The organism is Rhodococcus sp. NPDC003382 (assembly GCF_053589135.1).
Genome location: NZ_JBSFRH010000050.1, coordinates 17369 through 40784 on the forward strand (window position 1 = coordinate 17369; position 23416 = coordinate 40784).

The window sequence follows — 23416 nt, forward strand, 5'->3', positions numbered from 1 at the left end:
GAATAGCCAGGGATACGCCCCACGATCCCGGGGTACACGTCAGGATTGAAAGGCAACCCACCACGGGAGGAAGCATGATCCTTCGCCGAATCGCCCGACCGATGCTCGCATCGATCTTCATCGCCGGGGGTGTCGACGCCCTCCGCAGTCCGTCGGGGAAGGCCGACGCGGCACAACCCGGCCTCGAACAGGCCCTGGCGATGCTGCCGAACTCGGTCACCGAGCGCATTCCCGACAATCCGGAAGTGCTCGTGCGAGTCAACGGTGCCGTGCAGGTCGGGGCCGGCGCGCTGCTCGCCGTCGGTAAGGCGCCCCGGATCGCGTCGCTGGTTCTGGCCGGCACGCTGGTACCCACCACGGTCGCGGGACACGACTTCTGGAACGTCGAGGATCCGGCCAAGCGAGCGATGCAACGCACGCAGTTCATCAAGAACGTCAGCCTGCTCGGTGGCCTGCTCATCGCCGCCGCCGACACCGAGGGCAAGCCGTCGCTGGGGTGGCGGGGCCGGCGAGCCGCCCGGCACGCGCAGGAGAAGGTCGTCGCGGTGTTGCCGAGCCACCACGCCGAGAACAAGGACGCGCTCGGGGACGGTCTGCACGCGGTCGGCGAACGTGTCCGTGCGTTGACGGGCGATGCAGCCGAGCTCGCGGAAACCGCCCGTGGCCAGGGAAGTCATCTCCTCGAAGTCGCGAAGGACCGCGCCCCGGTCATCGCGGAATCCGCGCGGGAACGCGGTTCCGGTCTCGCGGAGGTCGCCCGGGAGCGCGGCGCGGAACTGCTCGAGGTCGCCCGCGAGCGTGGGCCCGAACTCGCCGAACTCGCCCGGGAACGCGGCACCGAACTCGCCGAACTCGCCCGCGAGCGCAGCGCCGAACTCGCCGAACTCGCCCGCGAGCGCGGGCCCGAACTTGCGGAGACGGCGCGCGGCCGCGGCCTCCGGTGGTGGGAGACGGCGCGCGAACACGGAACGGAATGGGCACACATCGCCGAGGAGCAGGCCGCGCTTCGGGCCCGGGAAGCCCGCGCGCTGGCCGAGGAGGCGCGCGAACGACGGCACCACCTGGCCGGCTGACCCCGGCTGATTCTGCACAGCGCCGCGGACGGCACTAGACTTCTCGGGCAATTCTGTCGACGCCCGCACGACGCGCCGACACATCACGACCCGAGGAGACCCTTTGCCGTCCGACGGCCTGTCGCACCCTGATCACGAGCGTGAGCAGGCATACCTGTCGATGCTGTACGGGCATCTCGATTCGCTGCGCGAATACGCACAGACCCGGCTCGGTCGGGTGCTGCTCGAGACCGGCGGCACGCCCCAGGCGCGCAGCGAACGCGAGTCGTTCACGCAGATGTACACCGAGGATCTCGCCAAGTACGACGCCGCCGAGCACGGGTTGTGCTTCGGCCGCATCGACGTGCGCAACGGCACCGACGGGTCCCATCCGGGTGACGTCGACGGGGGCAACTCCGACGGGATCGACGACACCGAGGTCCGGTACATCGGCCGTCTCGGAATCCTCGACGAGGCCAACGACTTCGAGCCGCTGCTGCTGGACTGGCGGGCACCGCTGGCGCGGCCGTTCTATCTCGCGACCCCGGCGGCACCGGAAGGTGTGATCCGCCGCCGTCACATCCGCAGCCGCGGGCGCACCGTGACGGCGCTGAACGACGAGTACCTCGATCTCGAGGTTGCGCAAGCGCACGGCACGACGACTCCGGCGGGCGGTGTCGCGGGCGAATCGGCGCTCCTCGCGGCGTTGAACGCGGCCCGTACCGGTCAGATGCACGACATCGTCGCCACGATTCAGTCCGAGCAGGACGCCATCATCCGCTCCGAACACAAGAGCGTCCTCGTCGTGCAGGGCGGTCCCGGGACCGGCAAGACCGCGGTCGCCCTGCACCGTGCGGCGTACCTGCTGTACACGTACCGCAAGCAGCTCGCGAAGGCGGGCGTGCTCATCATCGGCCCGAACTCGACGTTCCTCGACTACATCGGCCAGGTGCTGCCGTCGCTCGGTGAAACCGGCGTGCTGCTGTCCACGATCGGCGACCTGTATCCGGGTGTGCGTGCCGAGCTCGAGGACGACCTGGCCACCGGGCAGGTCAAGGGTTCGCTCGACATGGTCGACGTGCTCAAGAAGGCGGTGCGGGACCGGCAGGAGGTACCGACGAAACCGGTGCCACTGATGTTCGACTCGTACCGCATCACGCTCGACCGCAAGACCGTCACCCGCGCGCGGGGCCGGGCCCGGTCGTCGCGGCGTCCGCACAACCTTGCCCGTCCGATCTTCGTCTCGGCGGTGATCGAGGCGCTCGCCGACCAGCTCGCGGAGCTGATCGGCACGAATCTGGTCGACGGCGGGAATCTGCTCAGCCGCGACGACATCGCCGACATCCGCTCGGAGATGCGTGCCGATCCGGACATCCTCGCGGCGATCGACGCGCTGTGGCCGCAGCTCACCCCGCAGCAGGTCCTCACGGATCTGCTCGCGTCCCGGGAGCGGCTCGCGTCGGCGGCGCCGGCGTTGACCGAGGAGCAGATCGAGCTGCTGCACCGGCCGCGTTCGGGTGGCCGGTTCAGTGCCGCAGACGCGCCGCTGCTCGACGAACTGGCCGAGTTGCTCGGCGTCGACGATGCCGCGGACCGGGAACGGGCCGCGCGGCGGTGGCGGCGGCAGATCGCCGACGCCCAGGGCGCACTGGACATTCTCACCGGATCGGCACCGCAGGATCTCGAGGACGACCTCGACCCCGAGCTGCTGATGGCCTACGACCTGATCGACGCCACCCAGCTCGCCGAGCGGCAGGATCTGCGCCGGCACGAGACCACCGCCGAGCGCGCCGCCGGGGACCGCACCTGGACCTACGGTCACGTGATCGTCGACGAGGCGCAGGAGCTGTCGGCGATGGCCTGGCGAATGCTGATGCGGCGTATCCCGAATCGGTGGATGACCGTGGTCGGCGACACCGCACAGACCGGCGATCCGGCGGGCAGTTCGTCGTGGCAGCGGATCCTCGAACCGTATGTGGCGAACCGGTGGCGGAAGGCGGAGCTGACCGTCAACTACCGCACCCCGGCGGAGATCATGCAGGTGGCGCACTCGGTTCTCGCTGCAATCGACCCCGAGCAGGTGCCCCCGCGGTCGGTGCGCGAGTCGGGTTTCGCGCCGTGGGCACGGCACGTCGACGCCGACGATCTCGCGGAGGCGGTGCAGCAGACGCTCGCCGCGCAGGACGGCCCGGGCCTGACCGCGGTGATCGTGCCGCATCGGCTGGCGACCGAGTGGGCGCATCTCGAGGGGCCGTCGGTCCGGGTGGCGACGGTCCGGGACGTCAAGGGCCTCGAGTTCGACGAGGTGCTGCTCGTCGAACCGTGCGACATCCTCGACGAGTCGCCGCGCGGCCTCAACGACCTCTACGTCGCGCTGACCCGTGCGACGCAGCGACTGGGCGTGCTGCACACGTCGGCGCTGCCGGAGGTGCTGGACGGACTGCACGAACCTGCCGAATGCTGATCGCCGCGCCCGCACAGGATCCGCTGCCGAGGTTTCGAGATCATTTCGCGACCCCGGCACGGTAGGTTGCGAGCGGACCGGCGGGGGATGCGTAAGGAGGCGCGGTGGTTGGCAACGCGAGGTGGTACGGGCCGCGGCGCGGCGCGTCCCGCCGTGTCCGGGTGCTGCTGCTGGCCCCGATGCTGCTGATGGCCGCCGCCTCCGCGAGTGCGGTGGCGTGTTCGTCGGCGACCGCGTCGGACAGCGCCGCGGAATCGTCGATACCGGTGGCAGCCTCGTCGTCCGTGTCGGTCACGACCGCACCGCCGTTGCTCGACGAGCGGGGTGAGCGCCTGAAGGAGGCGCTGGGCGAGGCGGGTCTGGCGTCCGGGCTCACGGACGGGACGGTGCTGGCGGTCGCGCGGGGGTTGTGCGATCAGGTGGCGGCGGGTCTCCCCGAGGAGCGGATCCTCGACACGGTCCGGCCGATCGCGACGTATGCGGCTTCGGTGTCCGGAACGGCGTTGTCCGGCGACGACGCGGCACGGCGGTTCGTGGAGACCACGGTGGGTAGCTACTGCTGACCACCCGCACGCGTGCCACCGCCCGCCCCGGACGATCCGGAGCGGGCGGGAGCGCAGGTCAGCGGACGGTGTGGACGATCAGGACGTCGGAAGTCGACTTGCGGGCGACATCCGAGGGAACCGAGCCGAGGAGACGGCCGGTGATGGTGTTCAGGCCGCGGTTGCCGATGACGATCAGGTCGGCTTCGAGTTCCTCGACGAGGGCGAGCAGCGACTCGACGGGCGCTCCCACGACGGCGCGTTCGACGACGTTCTTGGCGCCGGCGACGATGGCCTTCTCGCGTGCGGTGCGCAGGATCTCGTTGCTCGGCGCGGATCCGGTGACCTGGTACGCGTCGGCGCCGAGCACGTCGGCGGCGTGGGCGGTGTCCTTGGGATCGGCCGGGTAGTAGGCGCACGCGATGACGAGGCGGGCTTCGGAGTCCCCGGCGAGAGCGGCTGCCTTCTCCACGGCCCGGTACGACGACTCGGATCCGTCGGTTCCGACGACAATGGTCCGGTAGGCGCTCATTCAATCCTCCATCGATACGGGTAATCGGTTCCGGTCGAGGTGATCTTGATAAGAGTCCCCCGACTGCGTCGACAGTAACCGGCCGATCGGTACGGATGGTGTGTTTGGGGCAGATGCCACACCTGCCGCGGTCTGCGCCGGGAACCACTCACAGCGGTTGATGTTACCGCGCGTCACCGTAACGTGGACCGAACAGCGTGGCGGGGAAGAGCCCCGAGTCGGTGATCGTGTCGCGCCACGGCAGCGCCAGGTCGAGGAGCCGCTCGACATCCGATTCGCCGAGCGCCGCCCACGGTGCCGCCGCGAGGTCGTCGGTCAGGTCTTCGACGAGCTCGCGAACCTCGAAGCCGTCCCCGGTCAGCTCACCGCGCCGGTCGAGAAGTCCCCGTGCGCGCAGTTCGGATGCGGTACCCGCCCATTCGTCCTCGGTCCAGCCGCGGCGGCGACGCGCGTACTCCTCACTGAACCCGATCCCGCTGGCGGTGTGGGTGATCAGCGCCTCGAGGCCGTTGAGCCCCGCGGTCTGCAGGGCCGCCACGTGGCCGTCGCCGCGGTACTCGCGCAGCAGGGTGAGGGCGTGCCACAGCACCAGGTGCGGGGCGTCGGGCCACGGCAGGTCCGCGTGCGCGGCGTACAGCGGCCGACCGTCCGGTCCGGGGATCGCCCGGGCCGCGGTTGCGGCGAGTTCCGCGGCCTCCGCCATCTCCGCCGACGCGATCACGTCGGCGCCGAGCAGTCGGCGCAGCGCGGCATCGACACCGGCGACCCGGGCGGCCGCGACGTCCCGAGGGGCGGCGTCCTGCCAGGCCGCCGGGATCACGGACGCCACCAGCCGGGGACTGAAGTTGTAGAAGACGGCGGTGACGACCCCGGCGCCGACCGCGCCGAGCGCCGCGGACCGGGACGCGAAGTAGCGGACGCGTCCGGACGCGAGTCCGACGGCGCCGAGCGCCTCGTCGACCTCGGGTGCGAAGTAGACGAACGAGTGCAGCAGTTCGAGGGAGCGGGCGGCGCGGCCGGCGGCGTGGGAATCCATGAGCGGTAACGCTACTGGAGCCCGGCCGCGTCCATCCCGCGGAGTTCCTTCTTCAGATCCGCGATCTCGTCGCGCAGCCGGGCGGCGAGTTCGAACTGCAGGTCGCGGGCGGCCTGCATCATCTGGTCGGTGAGCTGCTGCACCAGGTCCGCGAGTTCGGCGCGCGGCATGGCCTTCACATTCTCGCCCTCGTACACGCCGGAACTGACCGCGCGGCCGGCTTCGCCCTGGGCGCGCCGGCCCCGGGAGGCGTTGCGTCCGGATCCCGCGACCTCGACGGAGTCGTCGGCCTCCTCGTACACCTGGTCGAGGATGTCGGCGATCTTCTTGCGCAGCGGCTGCGGATCGATGCCGTGTTCGGCGTTGTAGGCGATCTGCTTCTCGCGGCGCCGTTCGGTCTCCTCGATGGCCCGCGCCATCGAATCGGTGACCTTGTCGGCGTACATGTGAACCTCGCCGGAGACGTTGCGGGCGGCACGGCCGATCGTCTGAATGAGGCTGGTGGTGCTGCGCAGGAAGCCTTCCTTGTCGGCGTCGAGGATCGCCACCAGCGACACCTCGGGCAGGTCGAGACCCTCGCGCAGCAGGTTGATGCCGATGAGCACGTCGTACTCGCCGAGGCGCAGCTGGCGCAGCAGTTCGACGCGGCGCAGGGTGTCGATGTCCGAGTGCAGGTACCGGACCCGGATGCCGAGCTCGAGCAGGTAGTCGGTGAGGTCCTCGGCCATCTTCTTCGTCAGCGTGGTGACGAGGACACGTTCGTCGCGGTCGGCGCGTTCCCGGATCTCGTGGACCAGGTCGTCGATCTGCCCCTTGGTCGGTTTGACGACCACCTTCGGGTCGACCAGACCCGTGGGCCGGATGACCTGCTCGACGAACTCGCCGCCGGCCTGCCCCAGCTCGTAGGGTCCCGGGGTCGCGGACAGATAGACGGTCTGGCCGACGCGCTGGGTGAACTCTTCCCAGGTCAGGGGCCGGTTGTCGACGGCGGACGGCAACCGGAACCCGAATTCGACGAGGTTGCGTTTGCGCGACATGTCGCCCTCGTACATCGCCCCGATCTGCGGCACGGTGACGTGCGATTCGTCGATGACGAGCAGGAAGTCCTCGGGGAAGTAGTCGAGGAGGGTCGCGGGCGCGGAACCGGCGGCGCGGCCGTCGATGTGCCGCGAGTAGTTCTCGATGCCCGAGCAGAAGCCGACCTGCCGGATCATCTCGATGTCGTACTGGGTGCGCATCCGCAGCCGCTGCGCCTCGAGCAGTTTGCCGCGGTTCTCGAGATCGGCGAGGCGCTCCTCGAGTTCGGCTTCGATGTCGCGGACCGCGCGTTCCATCCGTTCGGGACCGGCCACGTAGTGGGTGGCCGGGAAGATCCGCAGGGAGTCGACCTTGCGGATGACGTCCCCGGTGAGCGGGTGCAGGTAGTAGAGCGCGTCGATCTCGTCGCCGAAGAACTCGATGCGCACGGCGAGTTCCTCGTAGGCGGGGATGATGTCGACGGTGTCGCCCTTGACCCGGAACGAGCCGCGGGTGAAGGCGAGGTCGTTGCGGTCGTACTGCACGTCGACGAGCAGTCGCAGGAGCGCGTCGCGCGGCACCTCGACCCCGACCTCGAGCTGGATCGAGCGGTCCAGATAGGACTGCGGGGTACCGAGGCCGTAGATGCAGGACACCGACGCGACCACCACGACGTCCCGGCGGGACAGCAGCGCCGAGGTCGCGGAGTGCCGCAGTCGTTCCACGTCGTCGTTGATCGACGAGTCCTTCTCGATGTAGGTGTCGGTCTGCGCGATGTACGCCTCGGGCTGGTAGTAGTCGTAGTACGACACGAAGTACTCGACGGCGTTGTGCGGCAACATTTCCCGCAGTTCGTTGGCGAGCTGCGCGGCGAGGGTCTTGTTCGGCGCCATCACCAGGGTGGGCCGCTGGACCCGTTCGATCAGCCACGCGGTGGTCGCCGACTTGCCGGTGCCGGTGGCGCCGAGCAGGACCACGTCCTTCTCCCCCGCCTTCAGCCGCCGCTCGAGTTCGTCGATGGCGGCCGGCTGGTCGCCTGCCGGCTGGTGGTCGCTGACCACCTCGAACCGGGCCGCGGTCCGTTCGATCTCGCCGACGGGCCGGAACTCGGAGTGCGCGACGACCGGATGCTCACTTGCGAACGCCATGCAGACCAGGGTAGGCGGTGCCACCGACACCGTCGGGTTTCGATACCCGGACATCCGGAGCACGGGCGGTAGCGTTCTCCCCATGTCCGCCGCGAAGCTGCACCACGTGAAGACCGAGACGTTCGATGTCGACGCCCGCACCAACACCGACCCGAAGGGTTTCGTGCGTCCGGTCGACGAGTATCGGGTCGAACCGTGGGGCCTGTACATGGCACGGCCGGCGGATCATCCGGAGTTCGGCTATCTCGAATCGTGGCTGCTGCCCGAGCCGGGGCTGCGCGTGTCGATCTTCCACTTCCGCCCCGGGTCCGAACGCGACCAGGACCGGTACATCGACGTGGGCGATTTCTGGGCCGAGGGATCGGTGTGGCATTCCCGCGATCACTATCTGGACCTGGTGGTGCGGACGGGCCGGGGCACCACCGTCGAGGACGTCGACGAGTTGTTCGCCGGGGTCGCGGCGGGCCTGCTCGAGCCCGAGGACGCCGAGCGCGCCGTGCACATCGCGCTCGCCGCGGTGGACGGCATCGCCGCGCACGGCTACGACCTCGACGCCTGGCTCGCCTCGCGCGGGATGCCGCTCACCTGGCGGTGACCCCGACTGCCGCCCCGGGTCCTACGCGGTCCAGCCGGTGGCCTCGGCCCACTCCCACGCCCGGTGGTAGGCGCGATCGAACCAGGGTGCCTTCGCCTCGTCGTACGCCGCTTCCGCCGCGACCGGATCGGACTGCCCGGCAGCGGCCTGCGCGGCGGCACGCTTGACGTCCGCATACTCGGCGGCGACCTCCGGATCGGCGCGCAGCCAGTCCCGCAGGAGCAGCGCGAACTGCTGGCCGGGCCACCCGTCGACCCGCACGTGGACGTGCACGGGCCGGCCGGGGTCGGCGCCGCCGTGCAGGCGCATCGCCCACACCGCAGGATCGGTCTCGCCGCCGGCACCGTAGGCCGGCTTCGGGTCTTCCTGTTCGACCTGGGCGATGCGCGGGAACCCGGCCGCGGCGAGCGGTTCGGCCAGGCGGTCCGCGGCGGCGAGATCGGGCACGGTGATCTGCAGGTCGAGCACGTCGACCGCGTCGAGGCCGGGGACCGCGGTCGAACCGATGTGGTCGATGCGTACGGCGGTACCCGAGGCGACGAGGGCCAACCGCGCGATCAGGCGCTGGGCCTGCTGCGGCCAGTCCTCGCGGGACGCGGTCAGCTCCGGGCCGACCCGCACCGGGGTGCGGGTGCGCAGATTCCGCTCGAACGGGACCAGCCGTTCGGTCCACAGCGCCCGGACGGCCTTGATCAGCGTGGCCGGGTCGCCGTTGTTGTCGAGCCACACGTCCGCAACGGCACGGCGCTCGTCGTCACTGGCCTGCGCCGCGATGCGGGCCCGGGCGTCCGCCTCCGGCATGCCGCGCAGTTCGACGAGCCGGCGGATCCGCTCGTCCTCGTCGGTGTGCACGATGACGACGAGGTTGAACATCGCCGCCATGTCGCCCTCGACCAGAAGCGGAATGTCTTGCACCACAATTCCGTCCGCGGGAGCCGCGGCGACGAGTTCGGCGGTGCGCTGCCCCACCCGCGGGTGGGTGATGGCGTTGAGGACCGCGCGCGCCTCGTCGCTGGCGAAGGCCTTGGCCGCCAGGGCCGGACGGTCGAGCGATCCGTCGGGCAGGAGGATGTCGTCACCGAAGGCGTCGACGAGTTCGGCGAGCCCGTCGGTTCCGGGTGCGACGATCTCCCGGGCGATGGCGTCGGCGTCGACGAGCACCGCCCCCAGCGCGACGAGTTCCTTCGACACGGTCGATTTGCCGGCACCGATTCCACCGGTCAAGCCCAATCTCAGCACGCCGACAGTCTCGCATCATCGTGGTGGTCCCGGAAATTCGACCGGGCGAAAGTTACGGCGTCACCGCCGAGACGCTGGGTCCCGGTTCATCGGCCACCCGCCTCGCCGGAGACCGTCGGGTCGAGCCGGGCCGGGGCCACGCTGCGATGCGGCGAGTCCGGGCCCTGCGCCACCAGCGAGCGGTGCGTGGGCGGATCGGAGGGCACGTGCGCGGGCCGTCGGCGCTCGAATTCGGTGCGTAGCACCGGCACGACCTCCCGGCCGAGGATCTCGATCTGTTCGAGGACGACGTCGAGCGGCAGGCCCGCGTGGTCCATCAGGAACAACTGGCGCTGGTAGTCGCCCGCGTAGTCGGCGAAACCGAGGGTGCGTTCGATGACCTGTTCCGGGGTGCCGACGGTCAGCGGGGTCGTCGCGGAGAAGTCCTCGAGCGACGGTCCGTGCCCGTAGACGGGCGCGTTGTCGAAGTACGGCCGGAATCGGCGGACGGCCTCCTTCTCGGTGGTGTCCATGAACACCTGGCCGCCGAGGCCGACGATGGCCTGATCGGACGCGCCGTGGCCGTACTGCTCGAATCGGGTGCGGTACAGGGTGATCATCTGCTGGATGTGTTCCCGGTTCCAGAAGATGTTGTTGTGGAAGAAGCCGTCGCCGTAGAACGCGGCCTGCTCGGCGATTTCCGGGGAGCGGATCGAGCCGTGCCACACGAACGGCGGGGTGTCGTCGAGCGGGGCCGGGGTGGAGGTGTACCCGCGCAGCGGGGTGCGGAACTGTCCTTCCCAGTCGACGATGCGTTCGCGCCAGAGCCGGCGCAGCAGATGGTAGTTCTCGATCGCGAGCGGAATGCCCTGCCGGATGTCCTTGCCGAACCAGGGATAGACCGGGCCGGTGTTGCCGCGGCCCAGCATCAGGTCGACGCGGCCGTCGGCCAGGTGCTGCAGCATCGCGAAGTCCTCGGCGATCTTGACCGGGTCGTTCGTGGTGATGAGGGTCGTCGCGGTGGACAGTTTCAGCCTCGTGGTCTTCGCGGCGATCCAGCCGAGCATCGTGGTCGGTGAGGACGGCACGAACGGCGGGTTGTGGTGCTCGCCGGTCGCGAAGACGTCGAGTCCGACCTCCTCGGCAGCGAGGGCGATCTTCGTCATCGCGGTGATGCGTTCGTGTTCGGTCGGCGTGCGGCCCGTGATGGGATCGCGGGTCACGTCGCCGATGGTGAAGATGCCGAACTGCACTGCCGTACCTCCGTCATGTATTTGAACAGTCAACTACTTGAACGGGATGGCGCCTCGCAGGTATTCCCCGGCGCGGCCGAGCACGCCGTCCCCGGGTCGCCCTACCGGCGAATCACACTGCGATCACAACGCGATCACAGGGAGGTCGCAACTCGGTGCCTGAGCGAAACACGCCCTCCGACCTGCGGCGGAATGCCGGGCTCCGGTCGATGCGTCGGTTATCGTCGTTGCGAACCGTCCGACCACGGATCCCCGACCCTCGAGAAGGCAGGCCATGCAATCGTCTCAACCGCTGCCCGGTCGGCATCGCCTCGGCATGGAGAACGGCGTGCACTGCATCCTCATCCCCGAGGTGGCCGCTGCTCTCGCCGCGCACCGTCGCAACTGGTTCACCATGCTGCTGACGAACGCCCGGCACAGTCAGGCCGCGATGCGCAAACGCGCCGCGGCGCTGCCCACCCAGTGGGCCACCCCCGCCGTCAACTGAAGTCGGCCTCCGCACACACGACGCCGCGGCCCGCAGCCCTCGTACGAGAAGCTGCGGGCCGCGGCGTTTTCCGGCTGCGCCCGGGCAATCGCCGGAACACACACCCCGGGAACGCGGACGGCCCCGCACCGAAATCGGTGCGGGGCCGTTCGACGAACCGGATGGTCAGGCGTTGCCCGACAGCTTCTCGCGAAGCGCAGCGAGCTGCGCGTCGCTCGCCAGCGAACCACCGGCCGGCTCCGACGCGCTCTCGGCGCCGGACTCGGACGAGTAGTTGGTGCCGGAGACGCCGGCCTCGGCCTCGGCGGCCTCGTCGGCAGCCATCTTCTCGATCTGCGCGGTGTGCATCTTGTGACGACGCTCGGCCTCCGCGTAGCGGGACTCCCACTCCTCACGCTGCTTCTCGAAGCCCTCGAGCCATTCGTTGGTCTCGGGATCGAAGCCCTCGGGGAAGATGTAGTTGCCCTGCTCGTCGTAGCTGTCGGCCATGCCGTACTTCGACGGATCGAACTCGGCGGTGTAGTCCTCGTTGGCCTGCTTCAGCGACAGCGAGATGCGGCGACGCTCCAGGTCGATGTCGATGACCTTGACCATCGCGTCGTCGCCGACGGACACGACCTGGTCCGGGACCTCCACGTGGCGCTCGGCCAGCTCGGAGATGTGGACCAGACCCTCGATGCCCTCCTCGACGCGGACGAACGCGCCGAACGGAACGAGCTTGGTGACCTTGCCCGGAACGATCTGGCCGATCGCGTGGGTGCGGGCGAACTGACGCCACGGGTCTTCCTGGGTGGCCTTGAGCGACAGGGAGACGCGCTCGCGGTCCAGGTCGACGTCGAGAACCTCGACGGTGACCTCGTTGCCGACCTCGACGACCTCGGACGGGTGGTCGATGTGCTTCCAGGACAGCTCGGAGACGTGCACGAGGCCGTCGACACCGCCGAGATCGACGAACGCGCCGAAGTTGACGATGGAGGACACGAAGCCCTTGCGGACCTGGCCCTTCTGGAGCTGGTGCAGGAACTCGCTGCGGACCTCGGACTGGGTCTGCTCGAGCCATGCGCGGCGCGACAGAACGACGTTGTTGCGGTTCTTGTCGAGCTCGATGATCTTGGCCTCGATCTCCTTGCCGACGTACGGCTGGAGGTCGCGGACGCGACGCATCTCGACGAGCGAGGCGGGCAGGAAGCCGCGCAGGCCGATGTCGAGGATCAGGCCGCCCTTGACGACCTCGATGACGGTGCCCTTGACGGCCTCGTCCTTCTCCTTGAGCTCCTCGATCGTGCCCCAGGCGCGCTCGTACTGCGCACGCTTCTTGGACAGGATCAGGCGGCCTTCCTTGTCCTCCTTGGTGAGGACCAGGGCCTCGACCTCATCGCCCACCGAAACGACCTCGTTGGGGTCGACATCGTGCTTGATGGAGAGCTCGCGGGACGGGATAACGCCTTCGGTCTTGTAGCCGATGTCGAGCAGCACCTCGTCGCGGTCGACCTTGACGATGGTGCCTTCGACGATGTCGCCATCGTTGAAGTACTTGATCGTGGCGTCGATGGCGGCGAGGAAATCCTCGGCAGAGCCGATGTCGTTGACGGCTACCTGCGGCGAGGTGACGGTGGTGGAGGCCATGTGTTGAGTTGCTCCGGACGGGTTGATAGTCGGTTGGTCAATGTTCGGTCGGACAGACGGATCGCACACCGTGGTGAACGACACGAGATTCCGCCACGAATACCCGCCGATCGAGCCGTGAAGATCGAACAGCGGACACTCGCGTGGTCAAGGCTACGCGCACGGGCGCTACACCGGCAAACCCGGCCGCCGGTAACGTGGTCAGGATCGGGCCGCGGCACCGCGTGCCGCCGCGCCGGGAGTCGCTTTCCAGCTGCGGTCAGCCCAGTGGGGCGGCCGCCCGCTGCTCGAGCATGAGCGTCATCAACCCCGCCTCCTTGCTCTGTTCCTGCATCGCGCCGCGCGCGAACAGCGCGACCGCGCCGCCGGTGAGCCGGCCGTCGGCGGCCCGGGCCATGGCCACGGCCCCGGCGTGGTGACGCTGCATCAACTGCAGGAACAGCACCTCGGCGTCCCGGCCGCGCGCCGCGGACAGGGCGTCGAGTTCGTCGAGCGTCGCCATCCCCGGCATCGGTCTCTCGGCCGGCCCGGCCGCGGTTGCGTGGGCGTGGTCGCCGTCGTGCCACTGCATCGGATGCGGGTTGGTGGGCGGGGCCTGGACGAGTTCCAGCCAGCCGAGCAGCATGCCGAGCTCGTAGCGCTGGGTCAGCTCGATCCTGCGTGCCAGCGTCGCCACCGCCGGGTCGACGTCCGGGGACAGCCGCGCGGTCATCTGCAGCCCCTGCTGGTGGTGGGCGGCCATGTCCTGGACGAAGCCGATCTCGACGGGTCCGAGCACCGGGGCCGCCGGCGCGGGCGCTTCGGGGATCACCAGCGGCCGCAGCGCCGCCCCGATCACCAGCAGGAACACCGCCATCGACACCGCCGCGAGTCCGCGCAGCGCGGTTGCTGCGTTCACGACCCGATCGTGGACTGCTGGTTCGCGGGCGGGGTGTAGACGTCCTCGCTCAGACGCAGTGTCAGGAACCCGTTGTCCGAGCAGCCGACCCACAGGTCGTTGCCGCGCCATTCCGGTGGCGACAGGCACCAGTCGGCGGACAGGTCGCCGCCGACGACCATGCCGCTGCGGCTCGACTGCGCCTGGGAAAGGTCGAACTGCCCGCCGATCACGGCCTGCAGCACCGCGGGGGCGCTGAGCACCGGGACTCCGATCAGCGACGCCCACGCGTGCGACGAGTTCGGGCGGTCGAGGTTGCGGCCGGTCATCGCCGGCGGGTTGTAGTACGCGATCTCGTGCACGTCGAACGGGTCGCGGACGTCGAACACGCGGATGCCCGACGAGATCCAGCCGCACGCCAGCGCGGTCGGGTTCGCGGGACGGTCGGCCGCGCAGTAGTGCGATTCGTACGCGAACGCCGAGCCGCCCATCCCGGAGGCGACCTGGCTGTCGATGTGCTCCGGCAGGTTGATCTCGAGCTTGATCGAGTGCACGATCCGCGGGTTCGCGTCGTCGGCGACGTCGATGAGCTTGACCCCGCCGGATCCGGCCTCGTCGACGGTGAACAGGTAGGGGTGGCCGTCGTAGGTGACCGGGATGCTGTGCTGGGTGGCCCAGCCGTCCGTCCACGCCATCTTGGCCAGCTGAACCACCTGCGGATTCGGGTCCCGGCGCTGCACGGCGGCGGTGTCGAGGACGGTGAGGCCACCGAAGTTGTTCGACAGGTACAGGCGGTTGCCGTCGGGGCTGATGCCGAATCCGTGGCCGGACAGCCCGATCCAGCCCTGCCAGATCACCCGCGGGGTCGTCGGGTCGGTCAGATTCACGGCGCTGAGCACCCCCTCGGTGCCGGAGGACCAGTAGGTCCGTCCGTCCGGTGAGAAGCCGCCCTCGTGCGCGGTGATCGGCAGCGGCATCTGCAGGTCGGTGCCCGGTCCCGGATTGAGCAAACGTGGATGCGCGCAGTCGGAGATGTCGTACACCGACATCAGCCCGCCCCCGAAGTTCAGCGGAACACCGGTGCCCACCAGCAGCTTCCGGCCGGGATGGACTTTGAGGCTCTCCCAGGTTCCGGCGAGCATCGCCGGTTCGGTGAGGGTGGTGGTGGGCACCGGGTTCGCCGGGTCCGACACGTCGAGAACCTGCACACCGGTCGCCGGACCGGCGAGGCTGGTGGGAAAGATGCTGCCCAGGTAGGCGCAGTGGTCATAGCTCGCGGACACGATGCCGGCGCCCGCGCCGGGGAAGGCGCCGATCCGGGTGATGTTGCAGGTATAGCCCTGCGTGCTGCGTCCGTTGTCGCGGTCGGCGGCGGGCACGTCGCCTTGGAGGCCGGTTTCCGGCCGGGAGTCCGGACCGCAGTCGGCGCGGGTGGCCGCGGTCGCCCCCACCGCGCCGACCTGCTGGACGATTCCGGAGGTGTCCGGCGCGGGCGGGCCGGCGGCGGCGACTCCGGCCGGCAGTGCGAATGCCAGCACCAGCGCGCAGAACAGACGGCGACGGACGGTACTTCCTCGAGCCACGATCGAATCCCCCCATCCGGGATCGGGTACCGGATCGAGACACGAGTGTGCTCTCTGTCACATTGAGGTGTCAATCGTCCCTCCCGTCACACCGGCATCGCGGTCGGCGCGGCGCTGGAGTCGGGCGCGCATCCCCGCACCCCTACCCTTGTGGTCATGCCCGACGCTGTTTCCCCGTCCGACGACCGCCACGCGACCGCGAATGCCCTCCTCGGCACGTCGAAGGCGGGCCGCGCGCGGGTGGGATCGCGCGACAGCGAACGCGCGAGCCGGATGTGGTGGGACGCCGACGCCGAGGACTATCACCGCACCCACGGCGAGTTCCTCGGCGTGGACTCCAGCGAGGGCGAGTTCGTGTGGTGCCCGGAGGGGCTGCACGAGGGTGATGTGCACCTGCTCGGGGAGGTCGCCGGCAAGGACGTCCTCGAGGTCGGATGCGGTTCGGCGCCGTGTGCGCGGTGGCTGGCCGGGCAGGGCGCCCGGGCGGTCGGCCTGGACATCTCGATCGGGATGCTGGCGCGTGGCGTGACGGCGATGGAACGCGGCGGGCCGCGGGTGCCGCTCGTGCAGGCCGGCGCCGAGGAGCTGCCCTTCGCGGACGGGAGTTTCGACGTCGTGTGCTCGGCGTTCGGCGCGGTGCCGTTCGTGGCGGATTCGGCGCGGGTGATGCGCGAGGTCGCGCGGGTGCTGCGGCCCGGCGGACGGTGGGTGTTCGCGGTGAATCATCCGATGCGGTGGATCTTCCCGGACGATCCGGGCGAGCGCGGACTGGTGGCGATGTTCCCGTACTTCGACCGCACGCCGTACGTGGAGGTCGACGACGACGGGGTGCCAACCTACGTCGAACATCACCGGACCGTCGGGGATCGGCTCCGGGAGCTCGTGGCGGCGGGTTTCGAGGTGTACGACATCGTCGAACCGGAGTGGCCCGAGCATCTGGATCGCGAGTGGGGCCAGTGGAGCCCGCTGCGCGGGGAGATCTTCCCGGGTACTGCGATCTTCTGCAGTCGTAAGCCGGTGTGAGCGAGGCGCCGTCCGGCGCACCGTCGACGAGCGACGACCCCTTCCTATTCAATTAGTTGAGCGCTAAGATAAATCCGATCCCGTCTTCCGACCCTGGAGATTCCATGTCCCTCACCGCTGTCAGCGCCCAGCACCCCTACAGCCCCGCGTATGTCGCCGCCGGCCTCGTCTTCGTCTCGGGCGCCCTGTCCGTGGACCCGGAGGGTGCCGCCGTCGGAGGCCGCACCGAGGCGCTCGACGCCGCCATCGACCGGATGACCGACCGGCTCGCCGTCGTCGGCGGCACGCTCTCCGACGTCGTCAAGCTCACCTACTTCGTCACCGACCTCTCGCTGCGGGAGGAAGCGAACCGGCAGTTCGAGCGCCTGTTCCCCGAGCCCCGGCCGGCACGCACCTTCGTCGAGGTCAGCGCACTCCCCTACGGTGCCACCGTCGAGATCGACGCGGTCGCCACCCACCGCGCCTGATCCTGCATTCCCCGCGCGCCCCACGCAGGCCGTATCGTGATCATTGCCTTTGCGCTCAACAACCGAGCGTGACGACGGCGAACACGAGGAGGCCACGTGGGGCGCGACACCGTTCCGGAACACGATGCCGTCGACGACATCGTGAGTCAGTGGGCTCGCCAGTGGCCCGACCTCGACGTGACACCCCTCGAGGTGCTCGGGCGCCTGCACCGCACGTATCTGCGGTACCAGAGCGCCATCGGACGCGTCTTCGACGAGTTCGGCATCAACATGGCCTCGTTCGACGTGCTCGCCGCCCTGCGCCGCGCAGGCGAACCGTACCGGATGACGTCGGGTCAGCTCGCCGAGAGTTCGCTGGTGACCACCGGCGGCATCACCCTCCGCATCGATCGCCTCGTCCAGGCCGGTCTCGTCCGGCGCGAGCGCGACGAGGAGGATCGCCGGATCGTGCACGCGCAGCTCACCGACGAGGGCAAGAAGCTGATCGACGAGATCGCCGTCGCCCACTTCGAGAACGAGGCGCGCATGCTCGCGGGTCTGTCCGCCGCCGACCAGGCCGCTCTCGCCGGACTCCTCCGCAAACTCGAGCACTCCATCATCCGGCACGACGGGGAATGACGGCCGCCCCACAGCGAGACGGAAAACACCTGGGGCACAACAGAACGCGCCCGCACCGGAGAAGGTGCGGGCGCGCTCGTCGGTTTCTCATTCGGCTCGCGCCGGCGACTCGATGACCGGATACTCGGGCCCACCGGACACCGGCGGGCGGCCGAGCGTCGCACAGATCGCGTCGACAACGAATCCGATGACATCGGCGAGCATCAGCAGGATTCGCGTCAGCAGCGTCGACAGCAGCATGGGAAGAATGGTGGGCAGGATCAGAGTCACGATCATCGCCGCCGTCAGATTCTCCCGCACGGCCTCGCGATATCTCTTCCCCGGTGTACCGGGCGGCGCCGCCTCGCGACTGACGAGGCCGGCTCCGACGAAAACCGCTGCGAGACAAGGAAAAAACGCCGCCGAGGCGACACCGGCACCCGGGAGCGCCGGGACGGCGGCCGTCGCGACACGCCCCCACAACACCAGCGCGAACAGCAGGACGAGCAGCGCATACGGCGGGGACGCGAACACCCGAACCGTCGCCCACATGATCCACTGCGTGACGACGCCCGCGTCCGACTCGTGGCGGAGAGTGCTGCGGAACCGCGCATCGGCTCGTCGTCTCATGGCCCGGGCGCGCATGGGGTCCGCCTTGCCCACGTCCCTCGCTGCAGCACACTGGGTGTCGTGCAGCAGGGCGGGCATGGTGTGGCCGCCGTAGCTCGCGATGAGTCCCCACATGCACGGTGGGATCGATGCCAGATCCGACGTCGACTGCGCGCGCACCTCGAACTGTTCGCCGTTCTCGACGGCCGGGGCATCCTGCCAATCGTCCTCGTCCACGGCCGGGGTGTAGCGGAACGTGTCCAGCACTTGGAACCGGGTCGTCGTCTTGAACTGCCGCAGAAGCAGATTCGGCAACGAACCCGCGCCCTCCGGTGCCAGTTGACGGAGGCCGACCTCCGTCTTGCGCACCCAGCGGCCGTCCTGCAACTCGATGAATGGCATAGGCCATGCTCCACACGTCGAATCCGTAATGCCGCCACCGCGACGGAGCGGCCCTGACCCGATCAAGTGTCGAGCGAACCCGAGATCCCGGACAGCCACCCGGGGGTGAAGAATCCGCCACCCTCGGGCGTGCCGTCCTCCGGATCAGGATTCGGCCGCGGCTGCGGCCAGCTCCTCCGCGCGCGCCCGGTACAGCCGGCGCAACCGCATGACACCGAGGTCGTGCTGGTAGAGGTTCTCGGCCGCGTCGGCGTCGGGAGCCATCCCCTCGAGCATGACCCGATCTTGCTCGAGTACCTCCCAGTGCCGTTCCTCGAGCACGGTGCGGTACAGGAAGCGCCACACGTCGCGTTCCCAGCCCTGGACCCGGCGATAGCGCCAGAAGAAGACCGCGGTGGTGTCGGCGTCGATCGGGGTGCCCATGCCGACGATGCCGAACGGTCCGCCGGGACCCGCGGTCGGCGGGTACGGGATCTCGAGGTCGACCCAGTCGGCACCGGTGCGGCAGTACTCGACCCAGTCGAAGTTCACGCCGCGCTGGTCGGTCTTCTCGAAGAAGAAGCCGCGGTCGGTCTCCCGGATCCGGAAGCGGGCCGAGGTTTCACCCCCGAACATCGAGTGTGATTCGTGGTGCAGGAACGCGCCGTGCATGGGATCGAGCAGGTTCTCGAGCGCGAAGCGCCACGGCGCCTCCCACTCCGCGTAGCACAGGAATGCCGAAACATCCTCGTCCACAAGCGGATCCGGAAGTTCGAGCGGACCCGGTTCGGCGTCGGGATCGGTGCCGAACCAGGCGAGGATCGCCCCGCCGACCTCGCGGACGGGCAGCGACGAGACGAGCTTCTTGCCTTCGAGGTTGCAGCCGGGCATGCCGGGGACCTTCGCGACGGTGCCGGTACCGTCGACCTCGACGCCGTGGTAGCGGCACGCGAGGCGATCGCCCAGGTGCACGCCCTGCGAGAGCGGGGCACCGCGGTGTGGGCAGCGGTCCTCGAGCATGCGCACGGTGCCGTCGGATCCGCGGTAGAGCACCCAGTCCTCGCCGAGGCGGCGCAGCTTGCGGATGCCACCGCGTTCGACGAAGTCCGACGGGCACACCGCGTGCCACTGGTCGCGCATGCCGGTCGCGAAGATCTCGTCGGCGGTCTTCGGGGTGCGGCGCAGTCGATTCACCATGGTCAGGCTCCGATCCGGTGCATCTCGGCGGTGAACGACTCGGGGGTCCACTCGGCCCCGTCGGGTCCGTGGATGCCGGAGTCGTTGAGCCCCTTGACTAGTCCCTCGAGGTGGTGGACGCCCGATCCGAAGACCGCTTCGATCGCCTTGGCGAGCTTGACTTCGTAGGGGGTGGGGTCGGCCGTGCGGGCCTGATGAATCTTCAGGTAGCGATCCATCCTGGATCCTTTCTACAGGTCCAGCACCAGCTCGTCGGAGCGGGCGCGGGAGACACACAACATGATGGTGGCGCCGGATTCCTGTTCGGCGGCGCTGAGCAGGGAGTCGCGGTGGTCGGGGGTGCCGCACAGCACCCGGGTCTCACACGAGCCGCAGATGCCTTCGCGGCACGAGTTGGGCACGTCGACACCGGCGTCCTCGAGAGTTTCGAGGATCGACCGGTCCGGGGCCACGGTCGCGGACACGCCGGAGCTCTCGCACACCACCCGGAAGGAGGCGTCCTCACCAGCGGCGGCGGCGCGTTCGGGGGCCTTGAACCGTTCGAGACGGATCGCACCGTCCGGCCAGGCCGGCGCGTACGACTCGACGGCGGCCAGCAGCCCTTCCGGACCGCACGTGTACACGAGGGTATCCGGTCGCGGATTCTCCAGCAGCGCAGCCAGATCCAGCATTCCGTCGCGGTCCTCCGCGACGACGCGCACACGGTCTCCGTAGCCGGCGAGTTCGTCGAGGAACGCCATGGTGGAGCGGTCGCGGCCACCGTAGTGCAGTTCCCACTCGGCGCCGGCGCGTTCCGCCTCGGTGATCATCGCCAGGATCGGGGTGATGCCGATCCCGCCGGCGACGAACAGGTAGCGCGGGGACGGCAGGAGCTCGAAGTTGTTGCGCGGCAGGCTCACCGCGACGGTGTCGCCGGGGCGCAGGGTCTCGTGGACGCGGCGCGATCCCCCGCGCCCGGACTTCTCGAGCAGGACCGCGACGCGGTAGCCCGTCTTGTCGTCGGGGTCGCCGCACAGCGAGTACTGGCGGACGTGGCCACCGCCGAGATGAAGGTCGAGGTGCGCTCCGGGTGTCCAGCGCTCGACCGCGGCACCGTCGGGATGTTCCAGCCGCAGGGAGACGACGCCGGTGGACTCGATCCGCATCTGACGGACCATCAGGTCGACGGTGTCTGCAGTCATGTTTTCCTCCGGGGAGATCAGTTCAGCGCTTATTAGTTTAGCGCTAAGATGTTATCCGCGCCACAGTCGCCGGGAAGTTTTTCCGGGTGCTAGCCGACCGGTACGGTGACCGGCGGCGTGAAGGGCGTCGGCATCGGCCCGTAGGCCGCGAGATCGACCTCCACGAGCACGGGCGCCTGCCGCGACACCGCGTCGGCGAGAACGTCGTGGGCCTCCCCGACAGCGGCGATGCACCGGTACTCGACCCCCACGGCTCGAGCGAGCAGCGCGAAATCCGGGGTTGCCAGATCGACCGCGTACGGTCGCTCACCGGCCCCGATCTGCATGTTGCGCAGCACCCCGTAGCCGCCGTCGTTGCACACGAGCAGCACCAGCCACGGCTTCTCCTGCGCCAGGGTGAGGATCTCCCCCAAGTGCACGGCCAGTCCCCCGTCGCCGACGAGCGCGAGCGTCGGGCGGGTCTCGTCCGCCAGTGCGGCGCCGATCGCCATACCGAGGCCCTGCCCGATGCCACCGCCCCGTGGGAAGACGTTGGCGCGCGGGTCGTACATCGGCAGCAGGCGATTGCCCCACGAACTCGACGCGATCGTCACATCGCGCGCCACGACGGCATCGCGAGGCAATGCCGCGCGCACGGCGTCGCACAGCACCGCATGGTCACCCAGCCCGGCGCGCTGCGTCGCGCGCACCCGGTCGCGGGTCTCGCGGGCCCGCGTCGTCCAGTGCTCCTCGACCGCATCGCCGAGTCCGTCGAGGCGCCCCGCGGCAGCGAGGAACGCACCGATCTCTCCCACCACGGGCAGATCCGCCGGGAAGACGCGGCCCGGCGCGGCCGGGTCGAGGTCCACCTGAATATGACTCGCGGGCATGGGAATCGAGTAGTCACCGGTTTCGTTCGACCGGAAGTGCGTGCCCAGGGACAACACGAGGTCGGCGTCGGCGAGCAGCGCCCGCCCGAGCGGCGACGTCGCGTAGTTGCCGATGCACAGAGGGTGATCCTCGGGCACCGCACCGCGGCCGGAGTTGCTGGTCAGCAGCGGAACACCCCACCGTTCGACGAGGGCGGTCAGCGCGTCCCCTGCTCGCGCCGCTCCGCCGCCCGCCCAGATCACCGGGCGCCGTGCCTGTTCCATGGCCCGCAGCGCCTCGTCGAGACCGGTCGGCGCGGCGGCCGCCGGTTCGGCCTGCGGCACCTCCGCGGTCACCGGGCACTGCGCGTACTGCAGGTCGATGGGCCACTCGACGCTGGCGGGACCGCCGGGCGTGGCGAGCGCGTGGGCGACCGCCTCGCGCAGCACCTTCGCGGCGCTGTCCGCGTCGCGGATGGTCTCGGCGTAGGCCGAGACCGCGGTGAGCATCCCGAGCTGGTCCTTGGTCTCGTGGATGAATCCGCGGCCCGACCCGAGGTAGCGGGATTCGACCTGCCCGGTGATGTGCAGGACCGAGGTGCCGGAGGCGAGCGATTCGATCAGCGAGCCCGCCGCGTTGCCGGCACCGGTTCCGGTACTGGTCAGGGCGCAGCCGAGTCCGCCGGTGGCGCGGGCGTATCCGTCGGCGGCGTTGACGGCGGTCGCCTCGTGCCGCACCGGTACGAAGCGCAGTTGCCTGCTCACCGCCTCGACGAGGGGCTGGTTGTGGACGCTGACGATGCCGAAGACGGTGTCGACTCCGGCGTCGCGCAGCACCTGCACCAGCAGGTCCCCGCCGTTGCCGCCGGCTCGCGATTCGCTGGCCATGGGTTTCCTTTCAGACATAGCGCGCGACTCCGCCGCACACGTCGATGCTCGTGCCCGTCACGTACGACGAGCGGGGTGAGAGCAGGGTGACGACGAGGTAGGCGACCTCGTCGGCGTTGCCGAAGCGGCCGAGGCCGATCCCGCGGTCTGCGGCGATCTCGGCTTCCCACTCGGCGAAACTTCCGGTGTATCCGGAGGTTTCGTAGCGGCGCCGCCACTGCCCGGTGTCGACGAGACCGAGAGCGACCGAGTTGACGCGGATCGCCTCCGGAGCCAGTTCCAGCGACAGGGACTTGCTCAGGTTGAGCAGTCCCGCGCGGGCCGCGCTCGTGGTGACCAGCCGGGTCTCGGGCTGGCGGGCGAGGACCGCCGAGATGTTGACGATCGACGGTGCCGGCGACTTGCGCAGCAGCGGCAGCGCGGCGTCGACGGTGTTGAGCACGCTCGAGAACTTGAGGTCGAACTCGTCGCGCCAGTCGTCGAGGGTGGTCTCGGCGCGCGGTTTCATCCGCGAGTTGCCCGCGTTGTTGACCAGGCCGTCGAGGCCGCCGAAGGTGTCCTGGGCGCGGGCCACCAGGTCGGCGACCGCGTCCCGGTCGCGGACGTCGCACGCCGCGGTGAGGATGCGTTCGCGGCCGGCGAGGCCGTCGAGTGCCGCGTTCAGGCGGTCCACGTCGCGGGCGCAGGTCACGATGTTCGCGCCCTCGCCGAGCAGCATCCGCACGGTGGCGAGGCCGACGCCGGAGCTGCCTCCGGTCACGAGATAGGTGCGATTGTTCAGAAGCAGGTCCACGA

General features: G+C 69.6%; 23 protein-coding genes. 8 read left to right on the top strand and 15 right to left on the bottom strand.

Annotated features, from left to right (window positions below; translation table 11 throughout):
• The first annotated feature begins 74 nt into the window (after positions 1-74).
• Positions 75-1073, top strand: coding sequence for a DoxX family protein (locus tag ACWDUD_RS25525; RefSeq protein ID WP_248676015.1), 999 nt, complete (start codon positions 75-77; stop codon positions 1071-1073).
• Positions 1074-1176: 103 nt separating this feature from the next.
• Positions 1177-3516 (top strand): HelD family protein, encoded by a 2340-nt coding sequence (locus tag ACWDUD_RS25530; protein WP_450111125.1) that lies wholly within the window; start codon positions 1177-1179, stop codon positions 3514-3516.
• 40 nt (positions 3517-3556) lie between these two features.
• Here ACWDUD_RS25530 and ACWDUD_RS25535 read toward each other — a convergent pair whose 3' ends face one another.
• Complete coding sequence (locus tag ACWDUD_RS25535; protein WP_248676014.1) at positions 3557-3811, bottom strand: hypothetical protein; 255 nt, start codon at positions 3809-3811, stop codon at positions 3557-3559.
• On the opposite strand from ACWDUD_RS25535, the gene ACWDUD_RS25540 reads away from it, so the two are divergent.
• The gene (locus ACWDUD_RS25540; RefSeq protein WP_248676013.1) at positions 3801-4079 is read left to right on the top strand and encodes a DUF732 domain-containing protein; all 279 of its coding nucleotides are present in this window, start codon (positions 3801-3803) and stop codon (positions 4077-4079) included. The genes ACWDUD_RS25535 and ACWDUD_RS25540 overlap by 11 nt on opposite strands.
• Positions 4080-4137: 58 nt before the next feature.
• On the opposite strand, the gene ACWDUD_RS25545 is transcribed toward ACWDUD_RS25540, so the two are convergent.
• From ACWDUD_RS25545 to uvrB, 3 genes are all read right to left on the bottom strand, one after another.
• On the bottom strand, positions 4138-4590 hold the full coding sequence (locus ACWDUD_RS25545) for a universal stress protein (RefSeq protein ID WP_197255598.1): 453 nt from the start codon (positions 4588-4590) through the stop codon (positions 4138-4140).
• A gap of 163 nt (positions 4591-4753) precedes the next feature.
• Complete coding sequence (locus ACWDUD_RS25550; RefSeq protein WP_248676012.1) at positions 4754-5626, bottom strand: SCO6745 family protein; 873 nt, start codon at positions 5624-5626, stop codon at positions 4754-4756.
• Positions 5627-5637: 11 nt separating this feature from the next.
• A complete protein-coding gene (gene uvrB, locus ACWDUD_RS25555; protein ID WP_197255596.1) occupies positions 5638-7791 on the bottom strand; it encodes an excinuclease ABC subunit UvrB in 2154 nt (717 codons plus the stop codon).
• A gap of 82 nt (positions 7792-7873) precedes the next feature.
• On the opposite strand from uvrB, the gene ACWDUD_RS25560 reads away from it, so the two are divergent.
• Complete coding sequence (locus tag ACWDUD_RS25560) at positions 7874-8386, top strand: DUF402 domain-containing protein (RefSeq protein WP_197255594.1); 513 nt, start codon at positions 7874-7876, stop codon at positions 8384-8386.
• Between the two features lie 21 nt (positions 8387-8407).
• On the opposite strand, the gene coaE is transcribed toward ACWDUD_RS25560, so the two are convergent.
• Together coaE and ACWDUD_RS25570 are read right to left on the bottom strand one after the other, a co-directional pair.
• Positions 8408-9625, bottom strand: a complete 1218-nt coding sequence (coaE, locus tag ACWDUD_RS25565) for a dephospho-CoA kinase (protein WP_248676010.1) — start codon at positions 9623-9625, stop codon at positions 8408-8410.
• A gap of 86 nt (positions 9626-9711) precedes the next feature.
• Positions 9712-10857, bottom strand: coding sequence for an LLM class flavin-dependent oxidoreductase (locus ACWDUD_RS25570; RefSeq protein ID WP_450111126.1), 1146 nt, complete (start codon positions 10855-10857; stop codon positions 9712-9714).
• Positions 10858-11131: 274 nt separating this feature from the next.
• Here ACWDUD_RS25570 and ACWDUD_RS25575 point away from each other — a divergent pair, with 274 nt between their 5' ends.
• Complete coding sequence (locus tag ACWDUD_RS25575; protein ID WP_197253336.1) at positions 11132-11344, top strand: hypothetical protein; 213 nt, start codon at positions 11132-11134, stop codon at positions 11342-11344.
• A gap of 165 nt (positions 11345-11509) precedes the next feature.
• Here the strand turns inward: ACWDUD_RS25575 and rpsA are convergent, their stop codons facing one another.
• The 3 genes from rpsA to ACWDUD_RS25590 form a co-directional block, all read right to left on the bottom strand.
• Positions 11510-12970, bottom strand: a complete 1461-nt coding sequence (gene rpsA, locus ACWDUD_RS25580; protein ID WP_197253334.1) for a 30S ribosomal protein S1 — start codon at positions 12968-12970, stop codon at positions 11510-11512.
• A 259-nt stretch (positions 12971-13229) separates the two neighbouring features.
• Positions 13230-13868, bottom strand: a complete 639-nt coding sequence (locus ACWDUD_RS25585) for a DUF305 domain-containing protein (protein ID WP_450111127.1) — start codon at positions 13866-13868, stop codon at positions 13230-13232.
• Complete coding sequence (locus tag ACWDUD_RS25590) at positions 13865-15430, bottom strand: LVIVD repeat-containing protein (protein ID WP_450111128.1); 1566 nt, start codon at positions 15428-15430, stop codon at positions 13865-13867. The genes ACWDUD_RS25585 and ACWDUD_RS25590 overlap by 4 nt, the downstream gene beginning before the upstream one ends.
• 156 nt (positions 15431-15586) lie before the next feature.
• On the opposite strand from ACWDUD_RS25590, the gene ACWDUD_RS25595 reads away from it, so the two are divergent.
• The 3 genes from ACWDUD_RS25595 (at position 15587) to ACWDUD_RS25605 (ending at position 17538) form a co-directional block, all read left to right on the top strand.
• Positions 15587-16453, top strand: a complete 867-nt coding sequence (locus ACWDUD_RS25595) for a class I SAM-dependent methyltransferase (protein ID WP_450111129.1) — start codon at positions 15587-15589, stop codon at positions 16451-16453.
• A 104-nt stretch (positions 16454-16557) separates the two neighbouring features.
• Positions 16558-16920: a RidA family protein gene (locus tag ACWDUD_RS25600; RefSeq protein WP_197254246.1), complete on the top strand. Its 363-nt coding sequence runs from the start codon at positions 16558-16560 to the stop codon at positions 16918-16920.
• Positions 16921-17016: 96 nt separating this feature from the next.
• Entirely contained in the window at positions 17017-17538 is a 522-nt protein-coding gene (locus tag ACWDUD_RS25605) for a MarR family winged helix-turn-helix transcriptional regulator (RefSeq protein WP_450111130.1), read from the top strand.
• 87 nt (positions 17539-17625) lie between these two features.
• Here the strand turns inward: ACWDUD_RS25605 and ACWDUD_RS25610 are convergent, their stop codons facing one another.
• The 6 genes from ACWDUD_RS25610 to ACWDUD_RS25635 form a co-directional block, all read right to left on the bottom strand.
• A complete protein-coding gene (locus tag ACWDUD_RS25610) occupies positions 17626-18528 on the bottom strand; it encodes a DUF1353 domain-containing protein (RefSeq protein WP_450111131.1) in 903 nt (300 codons plus the stop codon).
• 144 nt (positions 18529-18672) lie between these two features.
• Positions 18673-19704: a Rieske 2Fe-2S domain-containing protein gene (locus ACWDUD_RS25615; protein ID WP_450111132.1), complete on the bottom strand. Its 1032-nt coding sequence runs from the start codon at positions 19702-19704 to the stop codon at positions 18673-18675.
• A 2-nt stretch (positions 19705-19706) separates the two neighbouring features.
• A complete protein-coding gene (locus tag ACWDUD_RS25620) occupies positions 19707-19922 on the bottom strand; it encodes a recombinase-like helix-turn-helix domain-containing protein (RefSeq protein WP_450111133.1) in 216 nt (71 codons plus the stop codon).
• Between the two features lie 12 nt (positions 19923-19934).
• Positions 19935-20885, bottom strand: a complete 951-nt coding sequence (locus ACWDUD_RS25625) for a PDR/VanB family oxidoreductase (RefSeq protein WP_450111134.1) — start codon at positions 20883-20885, stop codon at positions 19935-19937.
• A gap of 89 nt (positions 20886-20974) precedes the next feature.
• On the bottom strand, positions 20975-22639 hold the full coding sequence (locus ACWDUD_RS25630; protein ID WP_450111135.1) for a thiamine pyrophosphate-binding protein: 1665 nt from the start codon (positions 22637-22639) through the stop codon (positions 20975-20977).
• The gene (locus tag ACWDUD_RS25635) at positions 22632-23414 is read right to left on the bottom strand and encodes an SDR family oxidoreductase (protein WP_450111136.1); all 783 of its coding nucleotides are present in this window, start codon (positions 23412-23414) and stop codon (positions 22632-22634) included. The genes ACWDUD_RS25630 and ACWDUD_RS25635 overlap by 8 nt, the downstream gene beginning before the upstream one ends.
• Positions 23415-23416: the final 2 nt, after the last annotated feature.